The following is a 24,790-nucleotide window of genomic DNA, read 5'->3' on the forward strand; positions in this document are numbered from 1 at the left end:
TTCTACGTCGTTCGCTCACGCTCTCAACTACGAATATACAGACGGCGTCGACTATCGCGGACTAACCGCCTTCGCTTCGCTATCCATGGCGGTCAGCGGCAGAGTGGCTTCTCTTTCTTGATGCCGACATTCTTCTGCCTGCAGATTTTCTACAAATGACAAACATCGAGCTGATGCCTGATACGGTCTATCGTGCCGATACATCAGCAGGTGGTTATGACAAGTACGGCTCCTTCCTCGTGCAGCGCGCCCATTTCGAGTCGGCAAGACTCTGGTTGAGTTCACAATAAACAAGGAGCAGTCACAAGTGGACGCTCTGAAATTCCACCTGGATACGCTACCACGACCACGTCGATTCCTATCACGCAAGATATGGAAATTCAGAAAACAGATGAGTGATTAACACGTAAGACAAGACGCATTCATTTAAGACACTTTTCATCAACAACTATCAGATCAAATAGAACCTTAAACCTATTGTCACCCTATGCGGCAATAACCTGCAGTCAACATCCGGCAATCCCTTGCCGCTTTTTGCAGCCTTGCGCTGCTTGTTCAAACATAGATTCAATTATTCTCTTACATAACAGGGCAGTAACAATCCGCAGACCATAATCCAACTCTTGGCCCCGTACTTGCCATCTATCTCACCGGATCAATCTGTGAGTGGAAAGTGTGAATGGCAATCTCGATCAACAGTTACAACCCGATGCGTGCAGCGGTGACGCCACGCGTGGGTCGTAACGAGCCAGGACCGCATCAGGTGCAACGTAGAGGTGAAGACACCGTCACGATCAGTCACGCCGCACAGGCCGCCTATCGTTCAACACCGCAACCGGTGACTGACCACAAAGTCGCGCTGCGTAGTCGTATCGATAACGATCCAGAATTTGCGGCACGTATGGCGCGCAGTACGGCCTACGGCACTGACCTACTTGCCATTGAGCCCGACTCGCTCAAACCAGGTCGAAGTGCACGCTTTCTCGATGGAACGCCCACCAGCAACATAACCTACCGCGAACAGTATCAGGAGCTGATCGGCAAGGTGCGTGAAAAACGCATTGAATTCTATGAAGGTGAAAAGGCGAAGGGAACGCCACCTAAGCAGCTCTACGAGAAGTTAGAGGCGTTTAACCAGGCGTTACCTGAACCCTATCGTCGTGCAGTTGGCTTCCTCAATAAGACTTAACTACTTGGGCTGCCGAGGTTCAGCACTGCCAACCATCAACGTTAAATCGCTCGTTAGTGTGTGCGGCACCACCGTGAGGCCACTTAATTCTGTTATCTGCTCACCCACTCTTACCGGCTTCGCATATCGCCTACCGGATAGGTTGAAGTAGGCATCTTCACAGGGACTATAAAAACCACCTAACCAGTGTTCGGGTGATAGGTAGTCAGGCGCCTCTGCTCTACGCTTTACAAGACAGCCGGTACGATTCGCAGTCAGGACTATAAACTCATCCGGTAAATCACCTGAATGGTCATCAGCGTCACGCTCTAAAAGATTCTGCTCATAGAGACCCGGCACTGCAGACAACGCTCGTAGCAATGCCAACTGCTCTGCTGATCGTCGAGAGATATAAAGCTGTTTACCTTGCCATGCTGCAGACACCGTTGTGCCTACGGCAAAGTAGCGGGTGTCGATCTCCAGCCACTGATTATCGGTACCCCCCTTATCAGAGCCACCGAGACTTGAGATAAAGACATAGAGAACCACAGCGATCGCGATTAGAAACATTAATGAAACCAGGCCCGAGAGCTGCTTTCTACGTTCAACACTCTTTTGAGAAATATTGTTACTCATGCTTTGTAATATCTACCGTAACCAGTAACAAGCTAATCCTTCTCGGCCCACTCACGAATCTTTCGTTTTAATTTCTTCTCAACCTTCTCACCAATCTCATCCCACCCAGCACTGGCTTCAGTGCCATCTTCATCTTCTGACCACCTCTTTAATTTGCGCATCACCTTCGCCTCGACCTTATCGCCAATCTCTTCCCACTCCTTCTCGCGCCGTTTTGTCGCGGCCGTCTTGCAGCTGACGTGGCAACCGCCACCCCATATAGAGATCACGCCAAGCAGAAAGCCGAAGTCGTACCACCCACCTGAGTTGTTAATTTCATAGACGCTGACACTCTCGTTGAAAAGATGAATTACCAGTGTGATGAATGAGATAACGCCGTGCCAGAGGCCATACCAAAAACCGGCAGGTGTATCTTGTGAGAACCGGACATCTCCTGCCGCACATGAGACAAGAAGCAGTGATGTAGCAAGAAGCATGAACAGCTTAAACGGTCTTATATTAATAGAGCCCATCATTACCTCCTATCTAATCTACCAACTATCTTTTATCTGGCTCTCTCTAACGCCAATGCACCACCAAAACCGATCAACAACACGCCAACAACGCGATCGATCGTGACCTGGAATTTTTGGATCACACCTGGCACCAGCCGCGTACGGACAAATGATACAAACAGATTCCAGACAACGAAGACCTCAAGCGTGAGAAAGGCACCATAGAGTGCCTTATCAAACGTGGGCGTTGCCAGCTCGATGAGCTGCGAAAATATCGCCATGATGAATATCGTCACCTTCGGATTGAGAACGTTACAGAGCAGACCATCACGAAAGGGAGTTGCACGGTTTTTATCACCATTTGCCTCGGTCGCATCGAACTGAAAGCCGCCGCCAGATAGGAGTGATTTCACTCCTATATAGACAAGGTACGCGGCACCAGCCAACTTCAGTGCAGAGAAGAGCGTAGCGTTCGCTGCAATCACTGCTGCAATCCCCAAGATCGAAAATGCAACATGGACTGATACTCCACAGCATATTCCCACAATACAGAGCAACGCAGGCCAGCGGGTTCGTGCACCGCTATGCTTCACAACTATCATCATGTCAGGACCTGGACTCATCATTGCGACAAAGGTTACAGACGCCAAAATCAGGTAGGTACTAATCATTTGATTCACTAGGTTGATAAGTCATTTAGCTGGCCCTTGCCACTTAACTCAAAGCCTTTAGCACACACAACACTTTGCACAACATATTGTTACTTCTCGCCAATCATTATCAGTGAAGCCGGACGCTTATTCTGCGTGCTAAATGGCTCGACAATTTCACAAGCACTGTATCCGTTACTCAGATACAAGCTCTCCCATGACTCAACGGTCCTGAAGTACCAGGGAGCGGGCGCCGAAAAATCACCCCCTATGCCCTCCCATGAACCATCGCGCCAACCATCGACATACTCCCTGTCACCACAGACAACGATCGGATGTAGCGTCTGCACAATCAATGCCCCACCTTCGGTCAACAGCGCAGACACTTCTGCAAACAGCCGCGACACAGACTCTTTACCGATCAGTGAAAAGTTACAGACCACCGCATCGAAACGCTGTTCAAAGTCATCTGCTGAGAGATCTTCGTAACTGAGCACTCTGAATTTTCCAACACCCTCTGCAGATGCCAGCTCAACCAACTCGGGGATCGCATCGATACCCAACGCTGTCACGCCCTGCTGTTCCAGCGCTCTGACAAGCCATCCTTCACCACAGCCCGCGTCCAGCGCACAATTAGGCGATCGCTCTAAAACCGCATCAATAATTGCGCTATTGGTGATCAACTCACGACTTTCGATCCTTCCCTCACGAACAGCCTCACACCACGGCCCAGCGTTTGCTCGCCATGAATCCACTATTTCCTCATCAGCGTACCGACTCATAACACCCAAACCACTCGTTCAAAAGATAGTGGCAGCCTGATCCCAGTCTCAATCCACTCTGCTTCAGACACAGCACCCGCCTCGCTCTCTATCCAGAGATTTCATCTATCACACGACAGCATCAGGGCGCCATCAATAGAAGTTAATGAACGATGGATAATGGATTAAACGCACAATAAATACTCATCCCGGTTATCCGTAAAACACCATCGCTTGTAATAACCAAATGATGACTTCAAACCAAAGGTGAGTTTGATTATCTAATCTGATCTAGCGCTATTTATCCGCCTTCTCTGCCAAACTCGCTTTGCTGGGTGTTTTCCGATCATAGAAGATGCTTTTACCACTGATGCTGATTGGAATACCCATCGCCACTTCACACTCGATGTAGCCCAATGCACGGACAGCCGCGCCTACTCTCTGCTGCACTCGGTTATCGATATTCAACATGCTGGCGGCCTTGGCCGCCGATGAAAGCGCCACACCGATATCCATCATTCGCATAATGCAGTGTGGTCCCGAATAGCCCATCTCAAAATCTTTTAACTCGCGCTCTTTTTCAAATTCGACACAGGTTCGATAACCACAACCGCCACAATCGTAACCCGCCGTCACCGCACCATTTAAACCAATGAGTAGCAGCCCCTGAGCGCCTTCGGTATTGGTCGCATCACGATGCCAATAGTTCTCCTTGGAACTGTTGTGAGCATATTGTCGCATCTCATCGGCAATACGCTTCAGATCATCGCCACCGGTTATCGCCACAATATTCAGGCAATCCTTACCTCCGGCCTTGGGCGCGGCAATAGCTGAGGCCGCCATCAAATTGATCACGGTTTCTATTGTTTGCTCCATATTTATTTACTCATTAATGTATAAATAAAACTGATCAAAAACTATTGGAGAAACATCTTTGACTTTTTCATCCACCAATCAATCCATTGTTACACCGATCAATAATATCTAGGCCTTCTAAAACATTATTACACTAACCCAAAACATCCAAATCTCACCAAACCCACATTAAATCAGTCACGGTAGTAGCTTATAATTTTAATAGCTTCGGAGTACTCACCTGGTTGATTTGATTCCAACCACTCTAGCAATTCAGTCGAACTCTTATCGTGCCACTCCCTTTCAATATTATTCGTTCTAACCGTTAGGTCAGCTCCATTTTCCAACAAAATCTCCAAGTACTTATTGTTTTTGTAGAGAATTGACTCATGCAGCGGTGCCAACCCATGATTCGAGAGAACGTTCACTGGCTCTCCTCTCTTAATAAAATGATCAATTAACTTATATGCGGCATCCTGATCCACATCAAAATCAGACATCCCTCCAACATAAGCCACAAGAGATTCACCACACACCTTATCTAATAGATCTGAACAATCTCCATAATAGTGAAAATCCGTATTTTCAATTAACCACATCGCCCATGCTGGGGTAATAAAATAGCTCTCTTTTGTATATGGATACAGAGTAGTTTGATCATCCCTTTGAATTGCTAGAACAGCCAAACCGTATGTATTATTAACGAATCGCCATGTTTGGATCACTGTAGGTATCAATGATGCGAAAATAATTATTATAATTAATTTACGAATCATAATTTCGAGCGTGGTATTTCGCCCTATCCACATTGCCCTTAATATTACTTGCCTATCTCACAACGATTACGCCCATTCTCCTTCGCTTTATAGAGTGCGGCGTCGGCTCGCTCAAACACCTTTTCGGGATCATCACCGGAGTGGAATTGGCTAATTCCGCAGGATATGGTGATGGTGACGTGTTTGTCCTGGTAGTGGAATCCACACTTTTCAATTGCCATGCGTAATTTGTCGGCAACCTCGAAGGCGGCCTCGGCATCGGCGCCTGGCATAATGACGACAAACTTCTCACCGCCGTAGCGAGCGAGAAAATCTGTTTCGCGAATATTCTTGCCGAGCAGTCCGGCGATGGTCATCAGTACCTTGTCGCCCGCCTTGTGTCCGTAGGTATCATTTACCTTTTTAAAGAAGTCGACATCGACCACAGTGAGTGAGAGCGGTTCTTTGAAACGTTTCCAGCGTGAGAACTCCTGCTCGATGCGCTCATCGAAGGCCATGCGATTATTAATACCAGTGAGTGCATCGGTGATCGCCTGGCTACGCTCCTGCTCCATGCGTGTACGCAGTTCACCGCTCTCCTGTTCGAGATCCTGCAGGCTTGCCTGCATCGTCTTCACCTGTTCTTCGAGCTGTTCGTTGCGTGACACCTCATCGTCGTGATGGCGGTCGACATGGCGCAGGATGGTATCGATGCGCTCCTGCACATCCTGCTTCAGCACATCGATATCACTCGCTTCCTCAACACTGTTTGAGATGCCTGCAACCTGTGCCTGCACCTGGCTACGCATCTCGCCGGCGCTCTTCATAGAGGCCTCGCGAACCTCACTGCTTCCCTGCAGGTGCTCATCGAGTTCATCAAGTCGGGCGGTAATCTGTTCGAGGAATTTTTCGAGGTCGTGGCGCTCACGTTGGATCTTTGCACGCAGCTCTGAGATCAGGTCGGCTATCGCCTCCAGCACCGCCTTCCACTCGGCCATATCACTGGCGCTTAGAATCTGGTCTTTTACCAGTTCGGCACGCTCAGCCAGCTCCTCGGGCAGCGCCAGGCGCTCCATCAGCTGCAACAGCACCTCGGCGGCGTGTGGTGCACTCTCGAGTGGCTCCTCTTCTGCAACCGTTTCGCTAACCACCTCGCCCTCTGTGGTTACGGCTTCACTGGCGACAACCACTGCTGGTGATCGATTAAGAAGTGCCAGCAACTCATCGGTAAGACGCTGTAACTCCATTTCGGTCGCCTGTTGGGCACGCTGCTGCAGTCCCTGAGCAACCTCATCGCCATCATCGAGCTGCACGCCGCTGATAATGCGTGTTAATACGCCACGCGCGGCCTCAACAGGTTCAGCCTGTGGTGTGGAGGGTTGGGATGGCGCGGCCTCAGTTTCTGGTGTCGGTGGCGCTTCATTGGGGGTTGGCACCTCATCCAGAGCGGGTGGCTCCGGCAGCGAATCATCCACCTCTTCTTCAACGCTCTCCTCTTCGCTCTTTTTGTCGCGACCGAAGAGTCGGCCAAACAGACCGCCCTTTTCTTCGCTCTCACCCTCCTCGCCCGCTTCGTGCTTCTCCTCAGCGATCTTCTCCCCCGCCTCCAGCAGCAGCCCGGCAAATTCGCGAATGATCGGCGGCAGACCCGTCTCATCATTGAGACGCTCCATATCGTGACGAAGGGTTTTGAGCTTGCGGGCCACACCGGATGGCCACTCGATGACATCGAAGAGTTCGATCAGCAGGTCGGCGGGTTTGGCGGCGGCCTCTTTTTCGCGCTGTGTATCAAGGCGCGTCAGTGTGGCTGAAATGGCATCGATTATGGTGGTGAGGGTGTCGTGGTCTACGCCGTCGCGGATCGACTTTCGCAGCGCCTTGAGTTGATCGTCGAGGCTCTCGTCGAGGCTCTCGTCGAGGCCATCGGCGGCGAGTGAGATGCGACTGAGTGAGCGGCGCAGCAGATTCTCTACATGCACTGCCTGCTTGTCGTTTTGCTCCAGCTGCTCCAACAGTGCGTAGTACTTGTACTGCCAGTTACCGCCTGATGCGTCTTCTGCCATTACCCACTCTACCTTCTAGTGTTGTTCATTCGTCGATGTAGAGCCCCTTCGGCAGACGCAGCTCCATCGCGATCGGCAGGTGGTCCGAGAAGGGGTATTTCAATACCCCGATTTTACATACCTTGAGCGTCGGCGATACCAGAATATGGTCGATATTCTTCTCCGGTCGCCAGCTAGGGAAGGTGTGCAGGCCGTGCACCGGTTCATGCAGGTCGGTCTTGCTGCTCAGCATGCGAATCTCTTCACTCTCGGAGACACAGTTCAGATCACCCATCAGGATCACATGGCGATAGCTCGAGACTAGCTCGCTGATGAAATCGAGTTGACGCATTCGTGCGCGTTTACCGAGCGCAAGGTGGATGATAATCACTACCAGCGGATCATCCTTACCGCCGAACTCGACCTTCAACACACCCCGACCCGGTATCACTCCGGGCAGCTTATGTTCACTAACATGGGTTGGTTTGATCTGGCTCAGCATGCCAATGCTGTGTTGCGCCAGCTTGCCGAGATTACGGTTGGTCTTGTCGTACCAGTGGGGAATGTGGCCACGGTGGGCGATGTACTCGGTCTGGTTGATAAATCCGCTGCGCAGACTGCCAGAATCGACCTCCTGCAGGCCAGCAATATCGAACTCGCTGGCCAGCTGGGCAACACGCGCCAGGTTATCCATCCGCTCCGAGTGGGGCAGCAGGTGTTTCCAGCTATGGGTGATGTAGTTGTGGTAGTTGCGGGTAGTGATACCCGCCTGGATGTTATAGCTGAGCAGACGTAACGGGCGATCGTGTCCGATCCGTTCGACTGGCTGCTGCGCTACAGCGACACTGCCACTGTTCATCAATCCCCCTAGATTGGACAGACCATCTCACCGAGCTGCTCGGTAAGCTTCAGGTTCTCCCGATAGTCGACCGGGCAGTCGATGATACAGACCTCACCGCTCTCGAACGCCGCCCTGAGTGTCGGCAGCAGCTCATCGATACGTTCAATTCTATACCCTTTGGCACCAAACGCCTCGGCGTATTTCACAAAATCGGGATTGGTGAAATCAACATTGGAAGTGCGACCGAAGGCGTTCATCTGCTTCCAGCCGATCAGCCCGTAGCTGCTGTCGTTCCAGACCAGAATCACAATCGCTGTTTTGAGTCTGATCGCCGTCTCAATCTCCTGCGAGTTCATCATAAATCCGGCATCGCCGGTCACCGCCACGATATTGCGCTCCGGGTAGCGCAGCTTGGCCGCGATCGCCCCCGGTACTGCAATGCCCATGCTGGCAAAGCCGTTGGAGATGATGCAGGTGTTGGGCTCTTCGCAGCGGAACATGCGTGCCATCCACATCTTGTGTGCGCCGACATCGCAGATGGCGATATCCTCCAGCGCCATCGCGGTACGCAGATCCCAGATAATCTTCTGCGGCTTGACCGGGAAACTCAGATCTTCGCTCTTCTCCGCCATCTCGCGCGCTAGCGCCTCACGCAGTGGCCGCATGTGGTGGCCCTGATGGGGCGTGGTCAACTCAGCGATGCGGTTCAGGCTGTGTTTGAGATCACCCACCACACCCACTTCAACGCCGTACCAACCATCGACCTCAGCGGCGTTCATATCGATATGCAGGATGTTGCGATCACGGGTGGGGTGCCAGAGGTAGGGGTGATACTCGACCAGATCGTAGCCGATGCAGATAATCAGGTCGGCGCTGTCAAAACCACAGCTGATGTAGTCATTCGCCTGCAGACCCGCGCTGCCAAGCGCCATCGGATGTTTAAAGGGGATCACACCCTTGGCCATGAAGGTATTGGCGACCGGGATATTGAGCTTCTCGGCAAAGTCCGCCAGCTGCTGCCACGCCTTGGCGCGAATCACACCGTTACCCGCCAGGATCAACGGATTACGCGCGTCGCTGATCATCTGCGCCGCCGCCTCGACCCGCTCCAGTGGTGGCTCAGGGGGATGGGGCTGACGCACCAGCAGTGGCTCGTCCTCCACCTCCATCTCGGCGATATTCTCGGGGAATTCGATAAAGCAGGCGCCGGTCTTCTCCGACTGCGACACCTTGAACGCCTTGCGCACCACCTCGGGTGGTGATGTTGGGGCTTAGCAGGGTTGAGGCGTACTTGGTGATCGGGTCGAACATGCCCTTCAGGTCGAGCACCTGATGCGACTCCTTGTGCAGCCGCGTGGTACCCGCCTGACCGGCGATTGCTACCAGCGGGGCGTGGTCCATATTAGCATCAGCGACGCCGGTGACCAGATTGGTCGCCCCCGGACCGAGGGTGGCGAGACAGACACCGGCACTGCCACTGAGTCGTCCCCAGAGATCGGCCATGAAGGCCGCGCCCTGTTCGTGTCGGGTGGTGACGAACTCGATCTTCGAATCGAGCAGCGCATCCATGACATCGAGGTTCTCTTCGCCCGGAATACCGAAGATGTACTCAACACCCTCGTTCTCCAGGCACTTCACCATCAGCTCCGCTGCCTTCATCAACCACACCCCCGTTGGTAAGTGTGAACGGGCAGCTCAGTTACTGCTTGACGACTGCACGCTCCATTGCGACCAGGTAATCAACCGTCTTCAGCATCTGATCGAAGCCGCCAACCCCAGCGACGCGATATTTGCCGTTAACGATGATGGCGGGAACACCCGTAATCTCGTAGCGCTGCACCATCAGTTTCGCCTGACGCGACTTGGTGACCGCTGAGAAGGAGTTGAATGCCTTACGGAACTGCTCACTGCTCACGCCACCATGCTCGGTAAATATAGCTTCAACGGCGGCGGGTGAATCGAGACGCTGATTGTCACGGTGAATCGCGTGGAACATCGGCTCATGGATCTTGTCGACGACACCGAGCAGTTCAGCGGCGTAGTAGACACGGGCGTGGAACTCCCAGATCGGACGGAAGGTGGCAGGGACACGGACAAAGGCGACATCGTCAGACTTCTTCGCTTCCCAATCCTTAACAAACGGCTCGAACTTGTCACAGTGTGGACAGCCGTACCAGAACAGTTCAACCACCTCGACCTTGTCGGGGGCGGTGGTCGGCTGCTGCTGGATCAGCTCAAAATAGTGAACACCCTCTTCAATAGGGGTCTCAGCGTGGAGCGCAAAGGGGAGCACCAGCAGGCTCAACCACAACCAATTCAACTTTTTCATCATCTCTCCAGTTCTTTTCATCGTTTATTGTTGCAACGGAGTGTTTAGAACGCGCTTTACGCATTCCGTTCCCCAGCGCAGATCAGGTAATGGCGCTAACCCTATCGTGCCCCATCGGGTGGGGCAACAGCTAGCCACAGCATGCCCGCCTTGAATAGGCATTTTGTGCAGGGATTCATCCTTTCAGACACAAAAAAGGGGTGGCCGAGGCCACCCCTTTTTCACAAGCTTGCTGCTCGCTTAGTGCAGACCGGACATGTAGGCCGCGACTGCGTCGATCTCAGCATCGCTCATCTTGGCTGCAACATCGCTCATCATGTTGTTCATATCGTTACTGCGAGCACCGCTGCGGAATGCCTTCAGCTGGTTAGCAGCATATACACTGTGCTGACCGCTTAGTGAAGGGAACTTGGCCGCTGCGTTACCGGCACCGCTAGGGCCGTGGCACGCCATGCAGGCGGGTACACCTGTGTCGCTGTTACCACTGCGGTAGAGCTTCTCGCCCAGCGCGAGTTTCTCCTGATCGGCAGAGCCAATTGAGGTGGTCTGGGTAGCGAAGTAGTCACCGATGTCCTGCATATCCTTCTCGGAGAGCGCAGCAACCTGGCTGGTCATCAGTACGTTATTACGTGTAGTGCCTGCCTTGAAGTCAGCAAGCTGCTTAGCGATGTAGCTGGCGTGCTGACCCGCGAGTTTCGGCCACTCAGGATTGATGGCACTGTTACCATCGGCGCTGTGACAGGCGGCACAGGCGGCTGCTTTGGTCTTTCCTGCGGCGGCATCGGCGGCTGCGTGACCTGCGGTTCCCAACATTACGAGCGCGGCGCTCATCGCAATAAACTTCTTCATCTAACTAGCTCCTGTCGCCCCGTGGGCGTGGGTTTGGCTCACCATACTTCGCCCGCAAGGGCCAAAGCAGCAAAAATCAGCCAACCTGTATACCAGTGCATAAGCATTTGGTCAAATTCTAAACTCCACTTTCAGCTATAATCGCCCTCCTTTATCGAGTGCAAAACGAAGAGAAAAATGGCCATCAATTTCCAACCCGCTCACTACACTATTAGCGCTGTCGAACTCAGCGGCTGTCCCGAGGACAGCGGTGCCGAGATCGCATTTGCCGGACGCTCTAACGCTGGTAAATCGAGTGCACTCAATGCGATAACCAACCAGAAGAGCCTTGCACGGGTGAGCAAAACACCCGGTAGAACCCAGGCGATCAACTATTTTGATATCGACTCGGAACACCGTCTGGTCGACCTGCCCGGCTACGGCTATGCCAAGGTGCCGGAGAAGATGAAGAAGAAGTGGCAGAAGCTGATGGGCGACTATCTGGGACAGCGTAAATGCCTACGCGGCGTAGTGTTAATGATGGATATCCGCCACCCACTGACCGATTTTGACCAGCAGATGATCGATTTTTGTGCCGAGACCAACCTGCCGCTGCACATCCTGCTGACCAAAACGGACAAGCTCAAAAGGGGTGCGGCGCAGAATACACTGCTCAAGGTGACGCGCGATCTGGAGACGGTCGATGCCGATATCTCGATCCAGCTCTTCTCGGCAACGAAAAAGACCGGTGTCGACCAGGCCCGTGCACATCTCTCTGAATGGCTGCTTTCGGACTCGCTGATTGAGGAGGACGAATAATCTGGCTCGATTGGAGAGAATCACGGTAGTCTTGAGCAGGCACAGGACAAATTTCAGACAAAAAAAACCCGGTTCAAGGGGGGGGGGGATATGAACCGGGTATCAATATCCCGACCGCTCAGGGCCGGGTACAGGGATGCCCCCCATCGGGGGATTCAATATGGTGCCAGCCCGTTGGCACCGTTCTCGCTCACAACTTGAGAATCAAGTCTAGTTGCTAATTGGCAGCCAACAAGGTGAATTGTCAGGTTGTGACACTGTTTAACATTCGTCGCCTAATGCGCCTCTTCCCAGTTACTACCGATACCAATATCGACCACTAGCGGAACGGCGAGTTCCGCTGCCCCCATCATTTCGCTACGCACACCCTCGCTGACACGCTCAACAGCACCCTCCTCCACCTCGAAGACCAGCTCATCGTGGACCTGCATGACGATGCGCGCCCCACCCTGCTCGGCGAGCCACGCCTGCACGTCGATCATCGCCCGCTTGATGATGTCGGCCGCACTGCCCTGCATCGGGGCGTTGATGGCGGTACGCTCGGCGTACTGACGGCGCTGGCCGTTACGCGCATTGATGTCAGGGAGGTAGAGGCGGCGACCGAAGATCGTCTCGACATAGCCCTGTTCGTGCGCCTGCTCCCGTGTCTCCTCCATGTAGTTGTGCACACCGGGATAACGTTCGAAGTAGCGGTCGATATAACCCTGTGCCGAGCCACGATCGATACCGAGCTGCTTGGCCAGGCCAAAGGCAGACATGCCGTAGATCAGACCGAAGTTGATCGCCTTGGCGCTGCGACGTGCATCGCTGGTGACATCCTCAGGCGCCACGCCGAAGACCTCAGCGGCGGTGGCGCGGTGCACATCTTCACCACTGGCAAAGGCCTTCAACAGCCCCTCATCCTGTGAGAGGTGCGCCATGATGCGCAGCTCGATCTGCGAGTAGTCAGCTGCGACGATAATCTGCCCCTCAGGCGCGATAAACGCCTTACGGATGCGTCGCCCCTCCTCGGTGCGTACCGGGATGTTCTGCAGATTGGGATCGGAGGATGAGAGTCGCCCGGTCGCTGCCACCGCCTGATGGTAGGAGGTGTGAACCCGTCCGCTGCGCTCGCTGATCTGCTTAGGTAGCTTATCGGTGTAGGTCGATTTGAGCTTGGAGAGGCTGCGGTACTCGAGAATCAGCTTCGGCAGCGCATAATCGTAGGCAAGCTCCTGCAACACCTCCTCTGCCGTTGAGGGTGCCCCCTTGGGGGTCTTTTTCAGTACCGGCAGGCCGAGCTGTCCGAAGAGGATCTCCTGGACCTGCTTTGGTGAGGAGAGGTTGAACTCTCCACCCGCCTCCGCATGGGCCTGCTCAACGATCTCAGCCATGCGAATCGCCAGCTCGCCGCTCTGCTGTTGCAACATCTTACGATCGACCAGCACGCCGGTACGCTCGATATCGGAGAGCAGCGGCACCAGCGGCATCTCTACCGTCTCGAACAGCTGCTTCAACCCCTCCTCCCTCTCTAGCCGTGGCCAGAGGGTCTGGTGCAGTTGCAGGGTGATATCGGCATCCTCGGCGGCGTAGGGGGCCGCCTCCTCCAGTGCGATCTGGTTGAAGGTGAGCTGCTTGGCACCCTTGCCGGCAATGTCTTCGAAGTGAATCGTCTTTCTATTCAGATACTTGAGCGCCAGGGAGTCCATATCGTGGCGGGTGGCGGTGGAGTCGAGCACATAGGACTCGAGCATGGTGTCGAAGACGATACCGTTGAGGGTGATACCGTGGTTGGCGAGCACGCTACGATCATATTTAAGGTTCTGCCCCACCTTGGCACGCTGCGGGTCCTCCAGCAGTGGACGCAGCTGTTCGAGCACGTCTTTGCGATCGAGCTGATCGGGGGCGCCAGGATAGTCGTGGCTGAGCGGTACGTAGGCCGCCCTGCCCGCCTCAACCGCAAATGAGAGCCCGACCACCTCTGCCTCCATATAGTCGAGGCTGGTGGTCTCAGTATCGAAGGCGAAGACCTCGGCCGTTTCCAGTTCAGCGATCCAGCGATCGAGATGGGCCTGATCGAGTACCGTCTCGTACTCCGCCTCAACCTGTGGTGGAGCGGCCTCCTCCGCCACCGCGGCAGCGGCAGACTCACCCTCCCCCAGCAGCTCGGCGAGCCAGCTCTTGAACTCAAGTCGACCGTAGAGGGTTTTCAGTGCCTCATTATCGGGCTCCTGCGGCTGCAGATCCTGCGGCCCCTGCTCCAGCTCAACGTCACACTTGAGGGTGACCAGATCGCGCGCGAGTGGCAGCTGCTCGAGACTGTTACGCAGGTTCTCACCGATCTTGCCCTTGATCTCATCGGCCTTACTGATGATCTCATCGAGTGATCCATAGGCAGTGAGCCACTTCACCGCCGTTTTTGGCCCCACCTTCGGCACACCGGGAATGTTGTCGGCGCTATCGCCGACCAGCGTGAGGTAGTCGATGATCTGACCCGGCTGCACGCCGAACTTCTCCACCACCCCTTCCACATCAAGCACCGAGTTGTTCATGGTGTTGATCAGCATTACCCGCTCATTGACCAGCTGCGCGAGATCCTTGTCACCGGTTGAGATCACCACCGGCATATCGAGCGCATCGGCCTGCCTGGCCAGGGTGCCGATCACATCATCCGCCTCGACCCCCTCGATCACCAGCATCGGCAGTCCCATCGCCTCGATGGTGCGGTGCAGCGGCTCAATCTGGCCGCGCAGCTCATCGGGCATCGGTGGGCGGTGTGCCTTGTACTCGGCGTACATCTCGTTACGGAAGGTCTTGCCCTTGGCATCGAAGATCACCGCGACACGGTCGGTCGGGTAGGCCTTGAGCAGACTGCGCAACATGTTGAGCACCCCGTAGACGGCACCGGTCGGCTCGCCGTGGGAGTTGGTCAGTGGTGGCATGGCGTGGAAGGCGCGGAATAGATAGGAGGAGCCATCCACCAGTACGAGGGGGTTTTGATCATTTTTTTGCATGGTGTGGAGTATACCGATAACTTTCCCGGCAATGACTCACAACAGCGATAAAAGTAGAATCCTCTTATCACCTCAACAAAAACGAGCACTAACCCACAAGATGAACGCTAATAGCGACAAAGAATAGACAATTGAAAACATTTAGAGACATATTCGTCATTGCGCTTCTGGCTACGGCCGTCGCAAGCTACTTCTATCTGCGCGATGACAACGGACAATCACCTGCGACTGAAAGCGCTGAGACGAACTGGCGCATGCTCAATACCTTCGGTGTGGGGCAGGGGGTCGACGTGCACGCGATGCAGGCGGATGGCGAAGCGGGTGTAATGTGGATCGGCACCAGCGTCGGCGTGGTCGGCGTCGACCTGCAGGGTGCCACGCCACGCCACACCTTTACCCGAGCCGACGGCCTGCCCGACGAGGATGTTCTCTCAATCCATATCGACGGACAGGGTTACAAATGGTTCGGCTGCAGCCGTGGCCTGACCCGCTACAAGGCGGGAGAGTGGCGACAGTTTCCCGATGCCAACGGTCTGGAGCAGAGCCGGGTATACAGCTTCAAGACACTTACCGATGGCAAACTGCTGATCGGCGCCAAGGCGGGGCTCTACCAGTTCGACCCCGAAACAGATCGCATCTCACCCTTTGCACACCCGCTAAAAGCGGGCACCTTGCCCTACGCCATCGAACTCGACCGTGAGGGGCGCATCTGGCTCGGCACCAACCACGGCGCACTGACTCTCCGCGGCGACACATGGCAAGACCCACTGCAGCCATCTGCAGGAGAGGCCACAGCAACACCACCACAACTGTTCGACATTCACCGCGATCCAGCCGATAACATCTGGATCGGTAGCAGCGGTTCGGGAGCAGGGCGCTTCAACGGCATCAACTGGCAAGGCTACTCGACCCAGAACGGCCTCTCAGGCAACAACGTCTACACTATCGTTGAAGATGAGAAGCAAAATCTCTGGTTTGGCACCGAAGGTGGCATCAGCCGTTTCGATAGTCGCGGACGCTGGCGCAGCCTCGACCACAGCAGCGGACTCCCGAGCGATGAGATCTACACTCTGGCCGCCGCACCCGATGGCACCATTTGGGCCGGCGTTAAGGGCGCCGTTGCTCGGATCGGACAACCGACACTCAGCCACCACTAACCACGATTTCTAACCAAAAAATAAAGACCACATCATGGATAAAACAGATAAGTCGCACCATCTTGGCATGTCAGGGGCCACCGACACCCAACTCACCCGTGAGTCGTGGAAGATCTTCCAGATCATGGCGGAGTTTGTGGAGGGCTTTGAACGATTGGCGATGATCCACCCCTCGGTGAGCATCTTCGGCTCGGCACGCACGCCGGTCGACCACCCCTACTACAAACTGACCGAGGATATTGCACGACTGCTCTCCGACTCCGGTTTTTCGGTGGTCAGCGGTGGCGGTCCCGGCATCATGGAGGCAGCCAACAAGGGTGCCTACGAGGGCAAATCACCCTCAGTGGGACTCAACATTCAACTACCCCATGAGCAGACCGGTAACGGCTATCAAGATATATCACTCAGCTTCCGCCACTTCTTTTCGCGCAAAGTGATGTTCGTAAAATATGCCGCCGCCTACGTGGTCATGCCGGGTGGATTTGGCACCCTGGACGAACTGGCTGAGATCCTCACCCTGGTGCAGACCGGCAAATCGCGCCGTATTCCGATCATTCTGGTCCATACGCCATTCTGGGAGGGATTGATCGACTGGTTCCGAGAGAGCCTGGTGGAGGAGGGGACCATCAGCCCCGAGGATATGGATATGTTCCAGCTTCTGGACAAACCTCAGGATGTGGTTGATGCTATCTTCAACTTCTATGAAAATCGCGGGATTGAACCCTCGGCCAAGGAGCAGGAGACCCTGCTTGAACTCTAACGGAATTCTAATAATGACCACGCGCCTGCTACCCCTGATCGCTCTACTTGCACTCTCCACCTCCGTCACAGCCCAGCCCCCTGAGCTTGAGCCCGTACCGGAGCCACCCGCACTGCCTTCCAGTGTTGAGAGCGGCGAGACACTTGAACCCGAGATCACCATTCGCACCCGCGGCGATGAGACGGTTAAGGAGTATCGCGTCAACGGCCACCTCTACATGGTCAAGATCACTCCGATGAAGGGCGTCACCTACTACCTGGTCGATACCGATGGCGATGGTCGACTCGACCGCCGTAGCGAGGGTCTCGAGAACGACATGGTTATCCCCGGTTGGGTGTTGATGCGCTGGTAGGCGGGAAACCTGTTAGAATTCGGCGCTTCATAGCCACAACAATAAACGCCGCCGCCCCATGTCAGTCTATACACCTGTTGAGCAGCCAGAACTCAACCAATTTCTCGAACACTACGACCTCGGTACGCTGGTCAGCCATACCGGCATCAGCGCCGGCATCGAGAACACCAACTACTTCGTCACCACCACACAGGGTGAGTATGTGCTCACCCTGTTTGAGTCGTTGAGTGCCGACGAACTCCCCTATTTCCTCGACATGATGGCCTTTCTGGCCGAACACGAGGTGCCGAGCGCCCATCCGATGGCCGATCGGGAGGGGCACTACCTGCGAGAACTGAACGGCAAACCGGCGGCACTGGTACAGCGACTCAGCGGTGCCAATGTCGAACTACCCAACGAGCAGCAGTGCGCCGCGCTCGGCAAGTCACTCGGTCATATGCATAGCTGCGGTGTTGAGTTTCCCCACCAACGCGACAACGGTCGTGGTCCCCACTGGTGGGCCGTCACCACCGAACGCATGCTGCCAGCCCTCGATGAAGATTCGCGTGAGCTGCTCAAGGCGGAGCTGGCGTTTCAGGAACAGTATCGCCACAGCGACCTGCCACGCGGCATCATCCACGCCGATCTGTTTCGCGACAATGCGATGTTCGAGGGCGACACCCTCACCGGCATTATCGACTTCTACTACGCCTGTAACGACATCCTGCTCTATGATCTCGCCGTCACAGTTAATGACTGGTGTGGTAATGAGGACGGTTCACTCAATGAATTGAAGCTGCGTGCCATGCTCAGCGCCTACCACAGCGAACGACCGCTGAGCAGCGATGAGCATGCCGTCTGGCCGGTGATGCTGCGTGCCGCTGCACTGCGTTTCTGGCTCTCTCGCCTGCAGGATAAACACTTTCCACGTGAGGGCGAGATCACCCACATCAAAGACCCCGACGTGTTCAAGAACATCCTCATCGATCGCATCGAACATCGCGATGCAATCCACGCCATCTGGCTCTAGGGCCTTATCACGATGTCAGGGCCTGAGGGGTAGGGCGCGTGAACTGGATCGCCACCGCTAAACGCACCAAGGCCGGCCTCGAATCGATTAACGAGTGGAGCGGCCGCTGCGTCGCATGGCTCACCCTCGGCATGGTAATCACCACCTTCTCAGTCGTACTGCTGCGCTATCTGTTCGATATCGGCTGGATTGCGATGCAGGAGTCGATCACCTACATGCATGCATTGGTGTTCCTAATCGGTGCCGGTTACACCCTGCGCCACAACGGTCATGTTCGAGTCGATATCTTCTATCGAAAAATGGGCGAACGGAGTCGATCATGGGTAGATCTACTCGGAACACTACTTCTTCTTCTGCCGCTTTCCGGATTTATCCTCTGGTATAGCTGGGAGTATGTCACTGCCTCGTGGTCACTATTAGAGGGTTCTCGTGGCGCAGGCGGCATTCCCGCCACCTACCTGTTAAAGAGCGCCATTCTGATCATGGGTCTGCTGCTGATTGTGGAGGGCGCAGCCAAAATCCTTCACTGCCTGCTAGTACTGGCTGGCGCAGATGAGGAGAGCGATAGCGAAGGGGAGGGCGTACTCTAGTGGAGCTGCTCGACCTGATACCCCTGCTGCTCTTTCTCGCCGTCTGCCTGGTGTTAATGCTCGGCTTCCCAGTCGCCTTCACCCTCGGTGGCACTGCGTTGGCGGCGGCACTCATTGGTAGCCAGAGCGGCCACTTTGATGGCGCCTTCCTGGAGGCAATTCCCAACCGTCTGTTTGGCATTATGACCAACGAAACGTTGATCGCCGTGCCGCTATTTGTCTTTATGGGCGTGATGCTGGAACGATCCCGTGTTGCTGAGAACCTGCTCGACACCATGGCCGATCTATTTGGTCCACTTCGCGGCGGTCTCGGCATCTCGGTCACCCTAGTTGGCATGCTGCTCGCCGCCAGTACCGGCATCGTCGGCGCTACCGTGGTCACCATGGGGCTGCTCTCGCTGCCTACCATGCTCAAACGCGGTTACGCCCCGTCACTCGCCTGTGGCACCATCTGTGCCTCCGGCACCCTCGGGCAGATCATCCCCCCCTCGATCATTCTGGTACTGCTCGGTGATGTACTCTCCAGCGCCTATCAACAGGCGCAGCTCGATCAGGGTATCTGGTCACCTGAGACTGTTTCAGTCGGTGACCTTTTTGCCGGTGCGCTACTACCAGGACTACTGCTGGTAGCGCTCTATGTCGGCTATCTACTCTTTATCTCACTGGTCAAACCCGACCTGATGCCAAACCTCTCTAACGATGAGCGCTCCTCTCGCCGTGAAGGGCTGTTGAAACGGGTGGTGCTGGTACTGCTGCCACCGCTGCTGCTGATATTCGCTGTGCTCGGTTCTATCATCGGCGGTCTCGCCACCCCAACCGAGGCGGCCTCAGTCGGCGCAGTCGGCGCAATGCTACTGGCACTTAGTCAGCGACAGCTAACCCTACAGCGACTGCAGGAGGTGATGCGCAGCACCACCATCGTCACCAGCATGGTCTTCATGATCTTCATTGGCGCCTCAGTCTTCTCACTGGTCTTCCGCGGCTTTGGCGGCGATGAGGTGGTTGAAAGACTACTCACCGGCCTGCCGGGTGGCACCTTCGGCGCGGTGCTGGTGGTGATGATCATCATGTTCCTGCTCGGCTTCGTGCTCGACTTCATCGAGATCACCTTTGTGGTGGTACCGATCGTCGGCCCAATCCTGCTGGCGATGGGCCTCGATCCGGTCTGGCTAGGGGTCATGATCGCCCTCAACCTGCAGACCTCCTTCCTCACACCCCCATTCGGTTTTGCACTCTTCTACCTACGCGGCGTAGCACCCAAGAGCGTCACCACTGGCGCGATCTACCGCGGCGTCGCACCCTTTATCGTGATCCAGCTAATCGCCATGGGTGTCATCGCCTACTGGCCACAGATCGCCACCTGGCTGCCAGACACCATCTACGGCTAGACACCAGGTCTTGCGCCTAAATGTTTTAAACTGCCATCAATCCGACAACAATGAGCTAGAGATAGCAAGGAACGTGTTGTGACATACAAATCTATCATGCGACAGCTCAAGAGACTGGGAGATAGCGACAAGGCCGCCCACGCACAGCGCTTTTTCAAGACAGGGCCTGGCGAGTACGGCGAGGGGGATCGTTTTCTCGGTATCCGCGTACCACCACTGCGCCAGCTGGCTCGGCAACACCGCAGCCTGGCAATCGATGAGTGTGAACAGCTACTCCACTCCGAGTGGCACGAGGCGCGACTGCTGGCGCTGCTCATTCTGGTTGGACAGTTTCAACACGCCGAGCCCGCTGAACAGCGGCTGATCTATCGCTTCTATCTTGCCAATACCAAACACATCAATAGCTGGGATCTAGTCGACACCAGCGCTCACCCCATCATCGGCGGCTGGCTCTCTGAGCGCAGCCGCAAGCCACTCCATAAGCTGGCACGCTCCAAGCTGCTCTGGGAGCGGCGTATCGCCATGATGGCGACCTACCATTTCATCAAACGGAACGACTTCGATGAAACCCTGCAACTCGCGGAAAAACTCTTGGCTGACCCTGAAGATCTGATCCACAAGGTAGTCGGCTGGATGCTGCGCGAAATCGGCAAGCGCGATCAGCAGACAGAACTGCGTTTTTTACGCAAACACCACCTTCAGATGCCTCGCACCATGCTGCGGTACGCCATCGAGAAATTCCCACCCACTGAGCGAAAACAGATACTGGCCGGATAATTCTAGTCGACTCGACACCCTCTCAAACCGACATATTCTTCATGCTGTAAGCAAATGCGTACATCACAAACCCCTCCGCCCTACAGAGCTACCCAGCTAATCATCACATATAACCGACTAAATCAGTCATATACTTGTGCAGGCTCTATTCTGCATGGACAGCGCAATGAAAGATTTAAAAGATCGACGCATCATGGTGGTGGATGATGACCATTCGATCCTCGACCTGTTCGACGCAATTTTGTCCGGATTCAAGCTCCCCTACGAGCTCTACTCCGATCCCCTCAAGGCGCTAAACAGCTTCAGTGTCTCACCAGATCGCTATTTCATCGCCTTTCTCGACGTCATCATGCCAGGGCTTTCCGGCACCGAGCTGGCCAAGGCACTGCAACAGGACACCATCCACCCCGCCGTCGTCTTTCTCAATGCACTGGATGAACACACAGACCCCTACAACGTGCAGAAACAGTACGAACTCGGCTCCCGTATCGCCAAGCCATTCAACACCACACTGCTACCCGACATGCTCTGCTACCACATCATCAATGCGCTCAAAATCAACCAGGCGCGTGAGATCATGGAGCATCTGAAGACGTTTCAGGATCACGTTCCATTCAAGGTACTTGATCAAGTAGAAGGGTTCCTGCTCGCTACCAATGACGCCCCATACACCCAGAAGCCTCATAAGGTCGCTTCACTGCTTGGCATCAAGACCTTCAATGGCGATAAATAAGTCATAGGCATAACCCTAGAACCTCTGTAGCCACCCTCGTCTCACCCGGTTTCCTGGCATCGCGCACGCCGTGAAGTACCCTGCCTGTGCTACTATCTTCAATGTTGCAGTTATCACCGGCAAACACTGCCAAGCAGAGCTATGAACAACCTTAATGCCAAACAGGCCTTTGAGTTATCAGCCACATTTCTGGCTCATAAGACCTACCAATCCCTGACCCACGCCATGATCCACTTCTTCAGCTCGCTCGATGGCGTAACGGGAGTCGCACCCTATGAGGTGTTCGGTGACCCACTCGTACCCGTAGATCTCCTGATCAGACGATTCCCTCTATCGCTCGATGATCACCATCGCGACAACAACACCGATCTTCTGATGCGTTTTCTACCAAAGAGTAAGGGGGGAGTTGAACATATCCAGGAGGATGGCAAACACTGGATCGTTTTCGACGTCACCAACAACGTGAAACCTCGCCGAGTGATGCTCATCTGTGGCGATCTTAGCAACAGGGATACCACCATTGTTGAGGGTCTTTATCACATCTACGCCAATCAGGTTGCACTGCTCGATTCAAAGGAGCGAGACACGCTCACGCGCCTACCGAACCGACAGACACTCGATACAACACTCGATGATGTCGTAAGTTTTTACCGTAGCAATTACGACAAGACGAGAACTGATTTCTCCTGGTTGGCCATACTCGATATCGACCACTTCAAGATGATCAACGATCAGTATGGGCATCTCTATGGCGACGAGGTGCTACTCCACTTTGCCACACTGATGGAGAAGATTTTCCGTAACTCTGACTTCCTGTTCCGCTACGGAGGAGAGGAGTTTGTCGTGGTGGTAAACAGTTGTGATGCCGTTGGCGCCATCGACGCCCTGGAACGCTTCCGCGAGGCCGTCGAGCAGTACACTTTCCCCTCTGGACACGTCACCGTCAGTATCGGCTATACCCTGATCGACCCCATCGCACCACCCGCCCTGCTACTTGAGCATGCCGATAACGCGCTCTACCACGCAAAATCGAGCGGCAGAAATCGTACCGTTAACTTCAGTGATCTCAACGATAACGATCACCATACCGAAGGGAGCGTCGAGCTCTTCTAACCACCACTGTGCGAGGAAGCCTGGATCAATCGACTACGGCACCCACACCTATCTACAAAAAAAGGGCGGCATAAGCCGCCCCTTCATCAAGCACCGAACCTCTAAATTAGAGTGCGCGCGCGTTCAGATAGGCCCGCTCCGAGACGTCGTGCCAGGCCACTACCTGATCACGGAAGGCGAGGTAGGAGTCGTAGACCTTCTGTGACATAGGGTCCTTCGCCGCCACCTCAGCCACCACCTCATCGGAGACCTTCTTCAGCTGCACCAACACTTCATCGGGGAATTTACGCAGGTCGACCTTGTGTTCGTTGACCAGCGTATGCAGCGCCTTGTTATTCCGTGCAGTGAACTCAGAGAGGCCGTCAAGATTGGCCACCTTACTGGCGTTGAGCACGATCACCTGCAGATCCTTGGGCAGCGCATCAAAGGCCTCCTTATTAACAAAACACTCCAGGGTAGTACCTGGCTCATGCCAGCCGGGGTAGTAGTAGTGCTTGGCCGCCTTGTAGAGACCGAAGGCTAGGTCATTGTAGGGTCCAACCCACTCGGTGGCATCTATCGCTCCCGATTTAAGCGAGGTAAAGATCTCACCACCCGGCAGGCTGACGGGAGTGCCGCCAAGGCGACGCAGCACCTCACCGCCAAGACCCGGAATACGCATCTTCAATCCCTTCAGATCCTCGAGTTTTTCAATCTTCTTGTTGAACCAACCGCCCATCTGCACCCCAGTGTTGAGTGCAGCGGTCGGTACTAGACCAAAAGGTTTGTAGACCTCCTGCCAGAGCTCCATTCCGCCACCGTGATAGAGCCAGCTATTCATCTCCTGCGCAGTGAGACCGAAGGGAACGGCGGCGAAGAACTGTGCCGCCTCACTCTTACCCTTCCAGTAGTAGGCAGCGCCATGGCCCATCTGAGCAGTACCGCGCGATACGGCATCGAAGATCTCGAAGGCGGGAACCAGCTCTTTGGCACCGTAGACCTTCACCTCAATTCGACCACCCGACATCTCTGTGATCAGCTTGGCCAGATTGTTGGCGCCTGTGCCAAGACCGGGGAAGTTCTTCGGCCATGTAGTCACCATCTTCCATTTGATCTTGGTTTTAGCATGCACGGCCGGTGCAGCGATGGCGGCACCCGCCACTACGGCCCCTGCTCCCACCTTGCCGATAAATTCACGACGCTTCATCAACGATCTCCTTTGTTGTTATCGGATTGCCCTGCTGCTAACACTCAGGGCTATTAATTTGGGATTAACTATAGCCCCGAATAGAACTTCATACTGTTTTTACCACCATGTTTGACGGCGTAGAGTGCAGCATCTGCATTTTTAAGCAACTTATCAGCATCATCCCCATCGCCAGGGAATACCGAAATACCGATGCTGACACCCACCTGGCAGCGCTGCCCATCGATGGTTATGGAATCACCAATACTGCTCAGAATCTCCTCTGCGACCCGGCTTGCCTGAGACTCCTGCTGCAAGCCATCAAGTACCACCACAAACTCATCACCACCGTAGCGCGCCACGGTATCGGCATCCCGCACGCAGGCCAGCAGACGCTCAGCCACCACCTTCAACACCTCATCCCCTGCGGCATGACCCATTGCATCATTGATCGGTTTGAAACCATCCAGATCGAGGATCGGGGAGTCGCTATTTTTGCGGAAGCTTGTTTTGGGCGTCCAAGCCCAAGCAAGCGGCAAATACTTAACGCGACCGTTTATGCCTACGGCGCCCCG

At 54.8% G+C, this 24,790-nt stretch carries 25 protein-coding genes and 1 pseudogene; 12 read left to right on the plus strand and 14 right to left on the minus strand.

Features of this window, described 5'->3' with window-relative positions; all coding sequences use genetic code 11:
* The first annotated feature begins 155 nt into the window (after positions 1-155).
* The gene (locus BOW52_RS17755) at positions 156-290 is read left to right on the plus strand and encodes a hypothetical protein (protein ID WP_269087647.1); all 135 of its coding nucleotides are present in this window, start codon (positions 156-158) and stop codon (positions 288-290) included.
* A gap of 389 nt (positions 291-679) precedes the next feature.
* Complete coding sequence (locus BOW52_RS09235; RefSeq protein WP_078483796.1) at positions 680-1,189, plus strand: hypothetical protein; 510 nt, start codon at positions 680-682, stop codon at positions 1,187-1,189.
* Here BOW52_RS09235 and BOW52_RS09240 read toward each other — a convergent pair whose 3' ends face one another.
* From BOW52_RS09240 to BOW52_RS09290, 11 genes and pseudogenes are all read right to left on the minus strand, one after another.
* Positions 1,190-1,804: a Rieske (2Fe-2S) protein gene (locus BOW52_RS09240; RefSeq protein ID WP_078483797.1), complete on the minus strand. Its 615-nt coding sequence runs from the start codon at positions 1,802-1,804 to the stop codon at positions 1,190-1,192.
* 32 nt (positions 1,805-1,836) lie between these two features.
* Positions 1,837-2,319: a hypothetical protein gene (locus BOW52_RS17210; protein WP_174672672.1), complete on the minus strand. Its 483-nt coding sequence runs from the start codon at positions 2,317-2,319 to the stop codon at positions 1,837-1,839.
* A 29-nt stretch (positions 2,320-2,348) separates the two neighbouring features.
* Positions 2,349-2,969, minus strand: coding sequence for a LysE family translocator (locus BOW52_RS09250; RefSeq protein WP_078483798.1), 621 nt, complete (start codon positions 2,967-2,969; stop codon positions 2,349-2,351).
* Between the two features lie 89 nt (positions 2,970-3,058).
* Positions 3,059-3,703, minus strand: a complete 645-nt coding sequence (locus BOW52_RS09255) for a class I SAM-dependent methyltransferase (RefSeq protein ID WP_320416264.1) — start codon at positions 3,701-3,703, stop codon at positions 3,059-3,061.
* Between the two features lie 303 nt (positions 3,704-4,006).
* Complete coding sequence (locus BOW52_RS09260) at positions 4,007-4,585, minus strand: DUF2148 domain-containing protein (protein WP_078483800.1); 579 nt, start codon at positions 4,583-4,585, stop codon at positions 4,007-4,009.
* Between the two features lie 173 nt (positions 4,586-4,758).
* The gene (locus BOW52_RS09265; RefSeq protein WP_135622220.1) at positions 4,759-5,340 is read right to left on the minus strand and encodes an ankyrin repeat domain-containing protein; all 582 of its coding nucleotides are present in this window, start codon (positions 5,338-5,340) and stop codon (positions 4,759-4,761) included.
* 44 nt (positions 5,341-5,384) lie between these two features.
* On the minus strand, positions 5,385-7,382 hold the full coding sequence (locus BOW52_RS09270) for a GGDEF domain-containing protein (RefSeq protein WP_078483802.1): 1,998 nt from the start codon (positions 7,380-7,382) through the stop codon (positions 5,385-5,387).
* 25 nt (positions 7,383-7,407) lie between these two features.
* Complete coding sequence (locus tag BOW52_RS09275; RefSeq protein WP_078483803.1) at positions 7,408-8,220, minus strand: endonuclease/exonuclease/phosphatase family protein; 813 nt, start codon at positions 8,218-8,220, stop codon at positions 7,408-7,410.
* Between the two features lie 8 nt (positions 8,221-8,228).
* Positions 8,229-9,861 (minus strand): annotated as a pseudogene (locus BOW52_RS09280) (acetolactate synthase large subunit).
* 40 nt (positions 9,862-9,901) lie between these two features.
* A complete protein-coding gene (locus tag BOW52_RS09285; RefSeq protein ID WP_236725686.1) occupies positions 9,902-10,552 on the minus strand; it encodes a thiol:disulfide interchange protein DsbA/DsbL in 651 nt (216 codons plus the stop codon).
* A 219-nt stretch (positions 10,553-10,771) separates the two neighbouring features.
* A complete protein-coding gene (locus tag BOW52_RS09290; RefSeq protein ID WP_078483804.1) occupies positions 10,772-11,380 on the minus strand; it encodes a c-type cytochrome in 609 nt (202 codons plus the stop codon).
* Between the two features lie 177 nt (positions 11,381-11,557).
* Here BOW52_RS09290 and yihA point away from each other — a divergent pair, with 177 nt between their 5' ends.
* Positions 11,558-12,178, plus strand: coding sequence for a ribosome biogenesis GTP-binding protein YihA/YsxC (yihA, locus tag BOW52_RS09295; protein WP_078483805.1), 621 nt, complete (start codon positions 11,558-11,560; stop codon positions 12,176-12,178).
* 275 nt (positions 12,179-12,453) lie between these two features.
* Here yihA and polA read toward each other — a convergent pair whose 3' ends face one another.
* The gene (polA, locus tag BOW52_RS09300; protein ID WP_078483806.1) at positions 12,454-15,171 is read right to left on the minus strand and encodes a DNA polymerase I; all 2,718 of its coding nucleotides are present in this window, start codon (positions 15,169-15,171) and stop codon (positions 12,454-12,456) included.
* Between the two features lie 131 nt (positions 15,172-15,302).
* Between polA and BOW52_RS09305 the strand changes: the two genes are divergently transcribed.
* The 9 genes from BOW52_RS09305 to BOW52_RS09345 all read left to right on the plus strand — a co-directional run bounded on the left by BOW52_RS09305 (position 15,303) and on the right by BOW52_RS09345 (position 23,050).
* Positions 15,303-16,328, plus strand: a complete 1,026-nt coding sequence (locus BOW52_RS09305; protein ID WP_078483807.1) for a ligand-binding sensor domain-containing protein — start codon at positions 15,303-15,305, stop codon at positions 16,326-16,328.
* 34 nt (positions 16,329-16,362) lie between these two features.
* A complete protein-coding gene (locus tag BOW52_RS09310) occupies positions 16,363-17,088 on the plus strand; it encodes an LOG family protein (RefSeq protein WP_078483808.1) in 726 nt (241 codons plus the stop codon).
* Positions 17,089-17,101: 13 nt separating this feature from the next.
* Positions 17,102-17,440: a DUF2782 domain-containing protein gene (locus tag BOW52_RS09315; protein WP_078483809.1), complete on the plus strand. Its 339-nt coding sequence runs from the start codon at positions 17,102-17,104 to the stop codon at positions 17,438-17,440.
* Positions 17,441-17,498: 58 nt separating this feature from the next.
* Entirely contained in the window at positions 17,499-18,449 is a 951-nt protein-coding gene (locus BOW52_RS09320) for a homoserine kinase (protein WP_078483810.1), read from the plus strand.
* A 38-nt stretch (positions 18,450-18,487) separates the two neighbouring features.
* Positions 18,488-19,039: a TRAP transporter small permease subunit gene (locus BOW52_RS09325; protein WP_236725687.1), complete on the plus strand. Its 552-nt coding sequence runs from the start codon at positions 18,488-18,490 to the stop codon at positions 19,037-19,039.
* 5 nt (positions 19,040-19,044) lie between these two features.
* Positions 19,045-20,427 carry a TRAP transporter large permease gene (locus BOW52_RS09330; RefSeq protein WP_078483818.1) on the plus strand — a complete coding sequence of 461 codons (1,383 nt, stop codon included), beginning with the start codon at positions 19,045-19,047 and terminating at the stop codon, positions 20,425-20,427.
* Between the two features lie 78 nt (positions 20,428-20,505).
* Positions 20,506-21,204 carry a DNA alkylation repair protein gene (locus BOW52_RS09335; RefSeq protein WP_408021568.1) on the plus strand — a complete coding sequence of 233 codons (699 nt, stop codon included), beginning with the start codon at positions 20,506-20,508 and terminating at the stop codon, positions 21,202-21,204.
* 166 nt (positions 21,205-21,370) lie between these two features.
* Positions 21,371-21,937 (plus strand): response regulator, encoded by a 567-nt coding sequence (locus tag BOW52_RS09340; protein WP_172840280.1) that lies wholly within the window; start codon positions 21,371-21,373, stop codon positions 21,935-21,937.
* 141 nt (positions 21,938-22,078) lie between these two features.
* Positions 22,079-23,050: a GGDEF domain-containing protein gene (locus BOW52_RS09345; RefSeq protein ID WP_078483813.1), complete on the plus strand. Its 972-nt coding sequence runs from the start codon at positions 22,079-22,081 to the stop codon at positions 23,048-23,050.
* 106 nt (positions 23,051-23,156) lie between these two features.
* On the opposite strand, the gene BOW52_RS09350 is transcribed toward BOW52_RS09345, so the two are convergent.
* Together BOW52_RS09350 and BOW52_RS09355 are read right to left on the minus strand one after the other, a co-directional pair.
* Positions 23,157-24,236 carry a TRAP transporter substrate-binding protein gene (locus BOW52_RS09350; protein WP_078483814.1) on the minus strand — a complete coding sequence of 360 codons (1,080 nt, stop codon included), beginning with the start codon at positions 24,234-24,236 and terminating at the stop codon, positions 23,157-23,159.
* 68 nt (positions 24,237-24,304) lie between these two features.
* Positions 24,305-24,790: diguanylate cyclase domain-containing protein (locus tag BOW52_RS09355; protein WP_135622222.1), on the minus strand; the 486-nt coding region annotated here is incomplete at its 5' end.

This window comes from Solemya pervernicosa gill symbiont (assembly GCF_002020875.1).
Taxonomy (GTDB): Bacteria; Pseudomonadota; Gammaproteobacteria.

Bases quoted from the DNA above. Each gene is read 5' to 3' on its own strand.
- BOW52_RS17755 (WP_269087647.1), top strand. From the start codon at position 156: ATGACAAACATCGAGCTGATGCCTGATACGGTCTATCGTGCCGATACA.
- BOW52_RS09235 (WP_078483796.1), top strand. From the start codon at position 680: ATGGCAATCTCGATCAACAGTTACAACCCGATGCGTGCAGCGGTGACG.
- BOW52_RS09240 (WP_078483797.1), bottom strand. From the start codon at position 1,804: ATGAGTAACAATATTTCTCAAAAGAGTGTTGAACGTAGAAAGCAGCTC.
- BOW52_RS17210 (WP_174672672.1), bottom strand. From the start codon at position 2,319: ATGATGGGCTCTATTAATATAAGACCGTTTAAGCTGTTCATGCTTCTT.
- BOW52_RS09250 (WP_078483798.1), bottom strand. From the start codon at position 2,969: ATGATTAGTACCTACCTGATTTTGGCGTCTGTAACCTTTGTCGCAATG.
- BOW52_RS09260 (WP_078483800.1), bottom strand. From the start codon at position 4,585: ATGGAGCAAACAATAGAAACCGTGATCAATTTGATGGCGGCCTCAGCT.
- BOW52_RS09265 (WP_135622220.1), bottom strand. From the start codon at position 5,340: ATGATTCGTAAATTAATTATAATAATTATTTTCGCATCATTGATACCT.
- BOW52_RS09270 (WP_078483802.1), bottom strand. From the start codon at position 7,382: ATGGCAGAAGACGCATCAGGCGGTAACTGGCAGTACAAGTACTACGCA.
- BOW52_RS09275 (WP_078483803.1), bottom strand. From the start codon at position 8,220: ATGAACAGTGGCAGTGTCGCTGTAGCGCAGCAGCCAGTCGAACGGATC.
- BOW52_RS09285 (WP_236725686.1), bottom strand. From the start codon at position 10,552: ATGAAAAGAACTGGAGAGATGATGAAAAAGTTGAATTGGTTGTGGTTG.
- BOW52_RS09290 (WP_078483804.1), bottom strand. From the start codon at position 11,380: ATGAAGAAGTTTATTGCGATGAGCGCCGCGCTCGTAATGTTGGGAACC.
- yihA (WP_078483805.1), top strand. From the start codon at position 11,558: ATGGCCATCAATTTCCAACCCGCTCACTACACTATTAGCGCTGTCGAA.
- polA (WP_078483806.1), bottom strand. From the start codon at position 15,171: ATGCAAAAAAATGATCAAAACCCCCTCGTACTGGTGGATGGCTCCTCC.
- BOW52_RS09310 (WP_078483808.1), top strand. From the start codon at position 16,363: ATGGATAAAACAGATAAGTCGCACCATCTTGGCATGTCAGGGGCCACC.
- BOW52_RS09315 (WP_078483809.1), top strand. From the start codon at position 17,102: ATGACCACGCGCCTGCTACCCCTGATCGCTCTACTTGCACTCTCCACC.
- BOW52_RS09320 (WP_078483810.1), top strand. From the start codon at position 17,499: ATGTCAGTCTATACACCTGTTGAGCAGCCAGAACTCAACCAATTTCTC.
- BOW52_RS09340 (WP_172840280.1), top strand. From the start codon at position 21,371: ATGAAAGATTTAAAAGATCGACGCATCATGGTGGTGGATGATGACCAT.
- BOW52_RS09345 (WP_078483813.1), top strand. From the start codon at position 22,079: ATGAACAACCTTAATGCCAAACAGGCCTTTGAGTTATCAGCCACATTT.
- BOW52_RS09350 (WP_078483814.1), bottom strand. From the start codon at position 24,236: ATGAAGCGTCGTGAATTTATCGGCAAGGTGGGAGCAGGGGCCGTAGTG.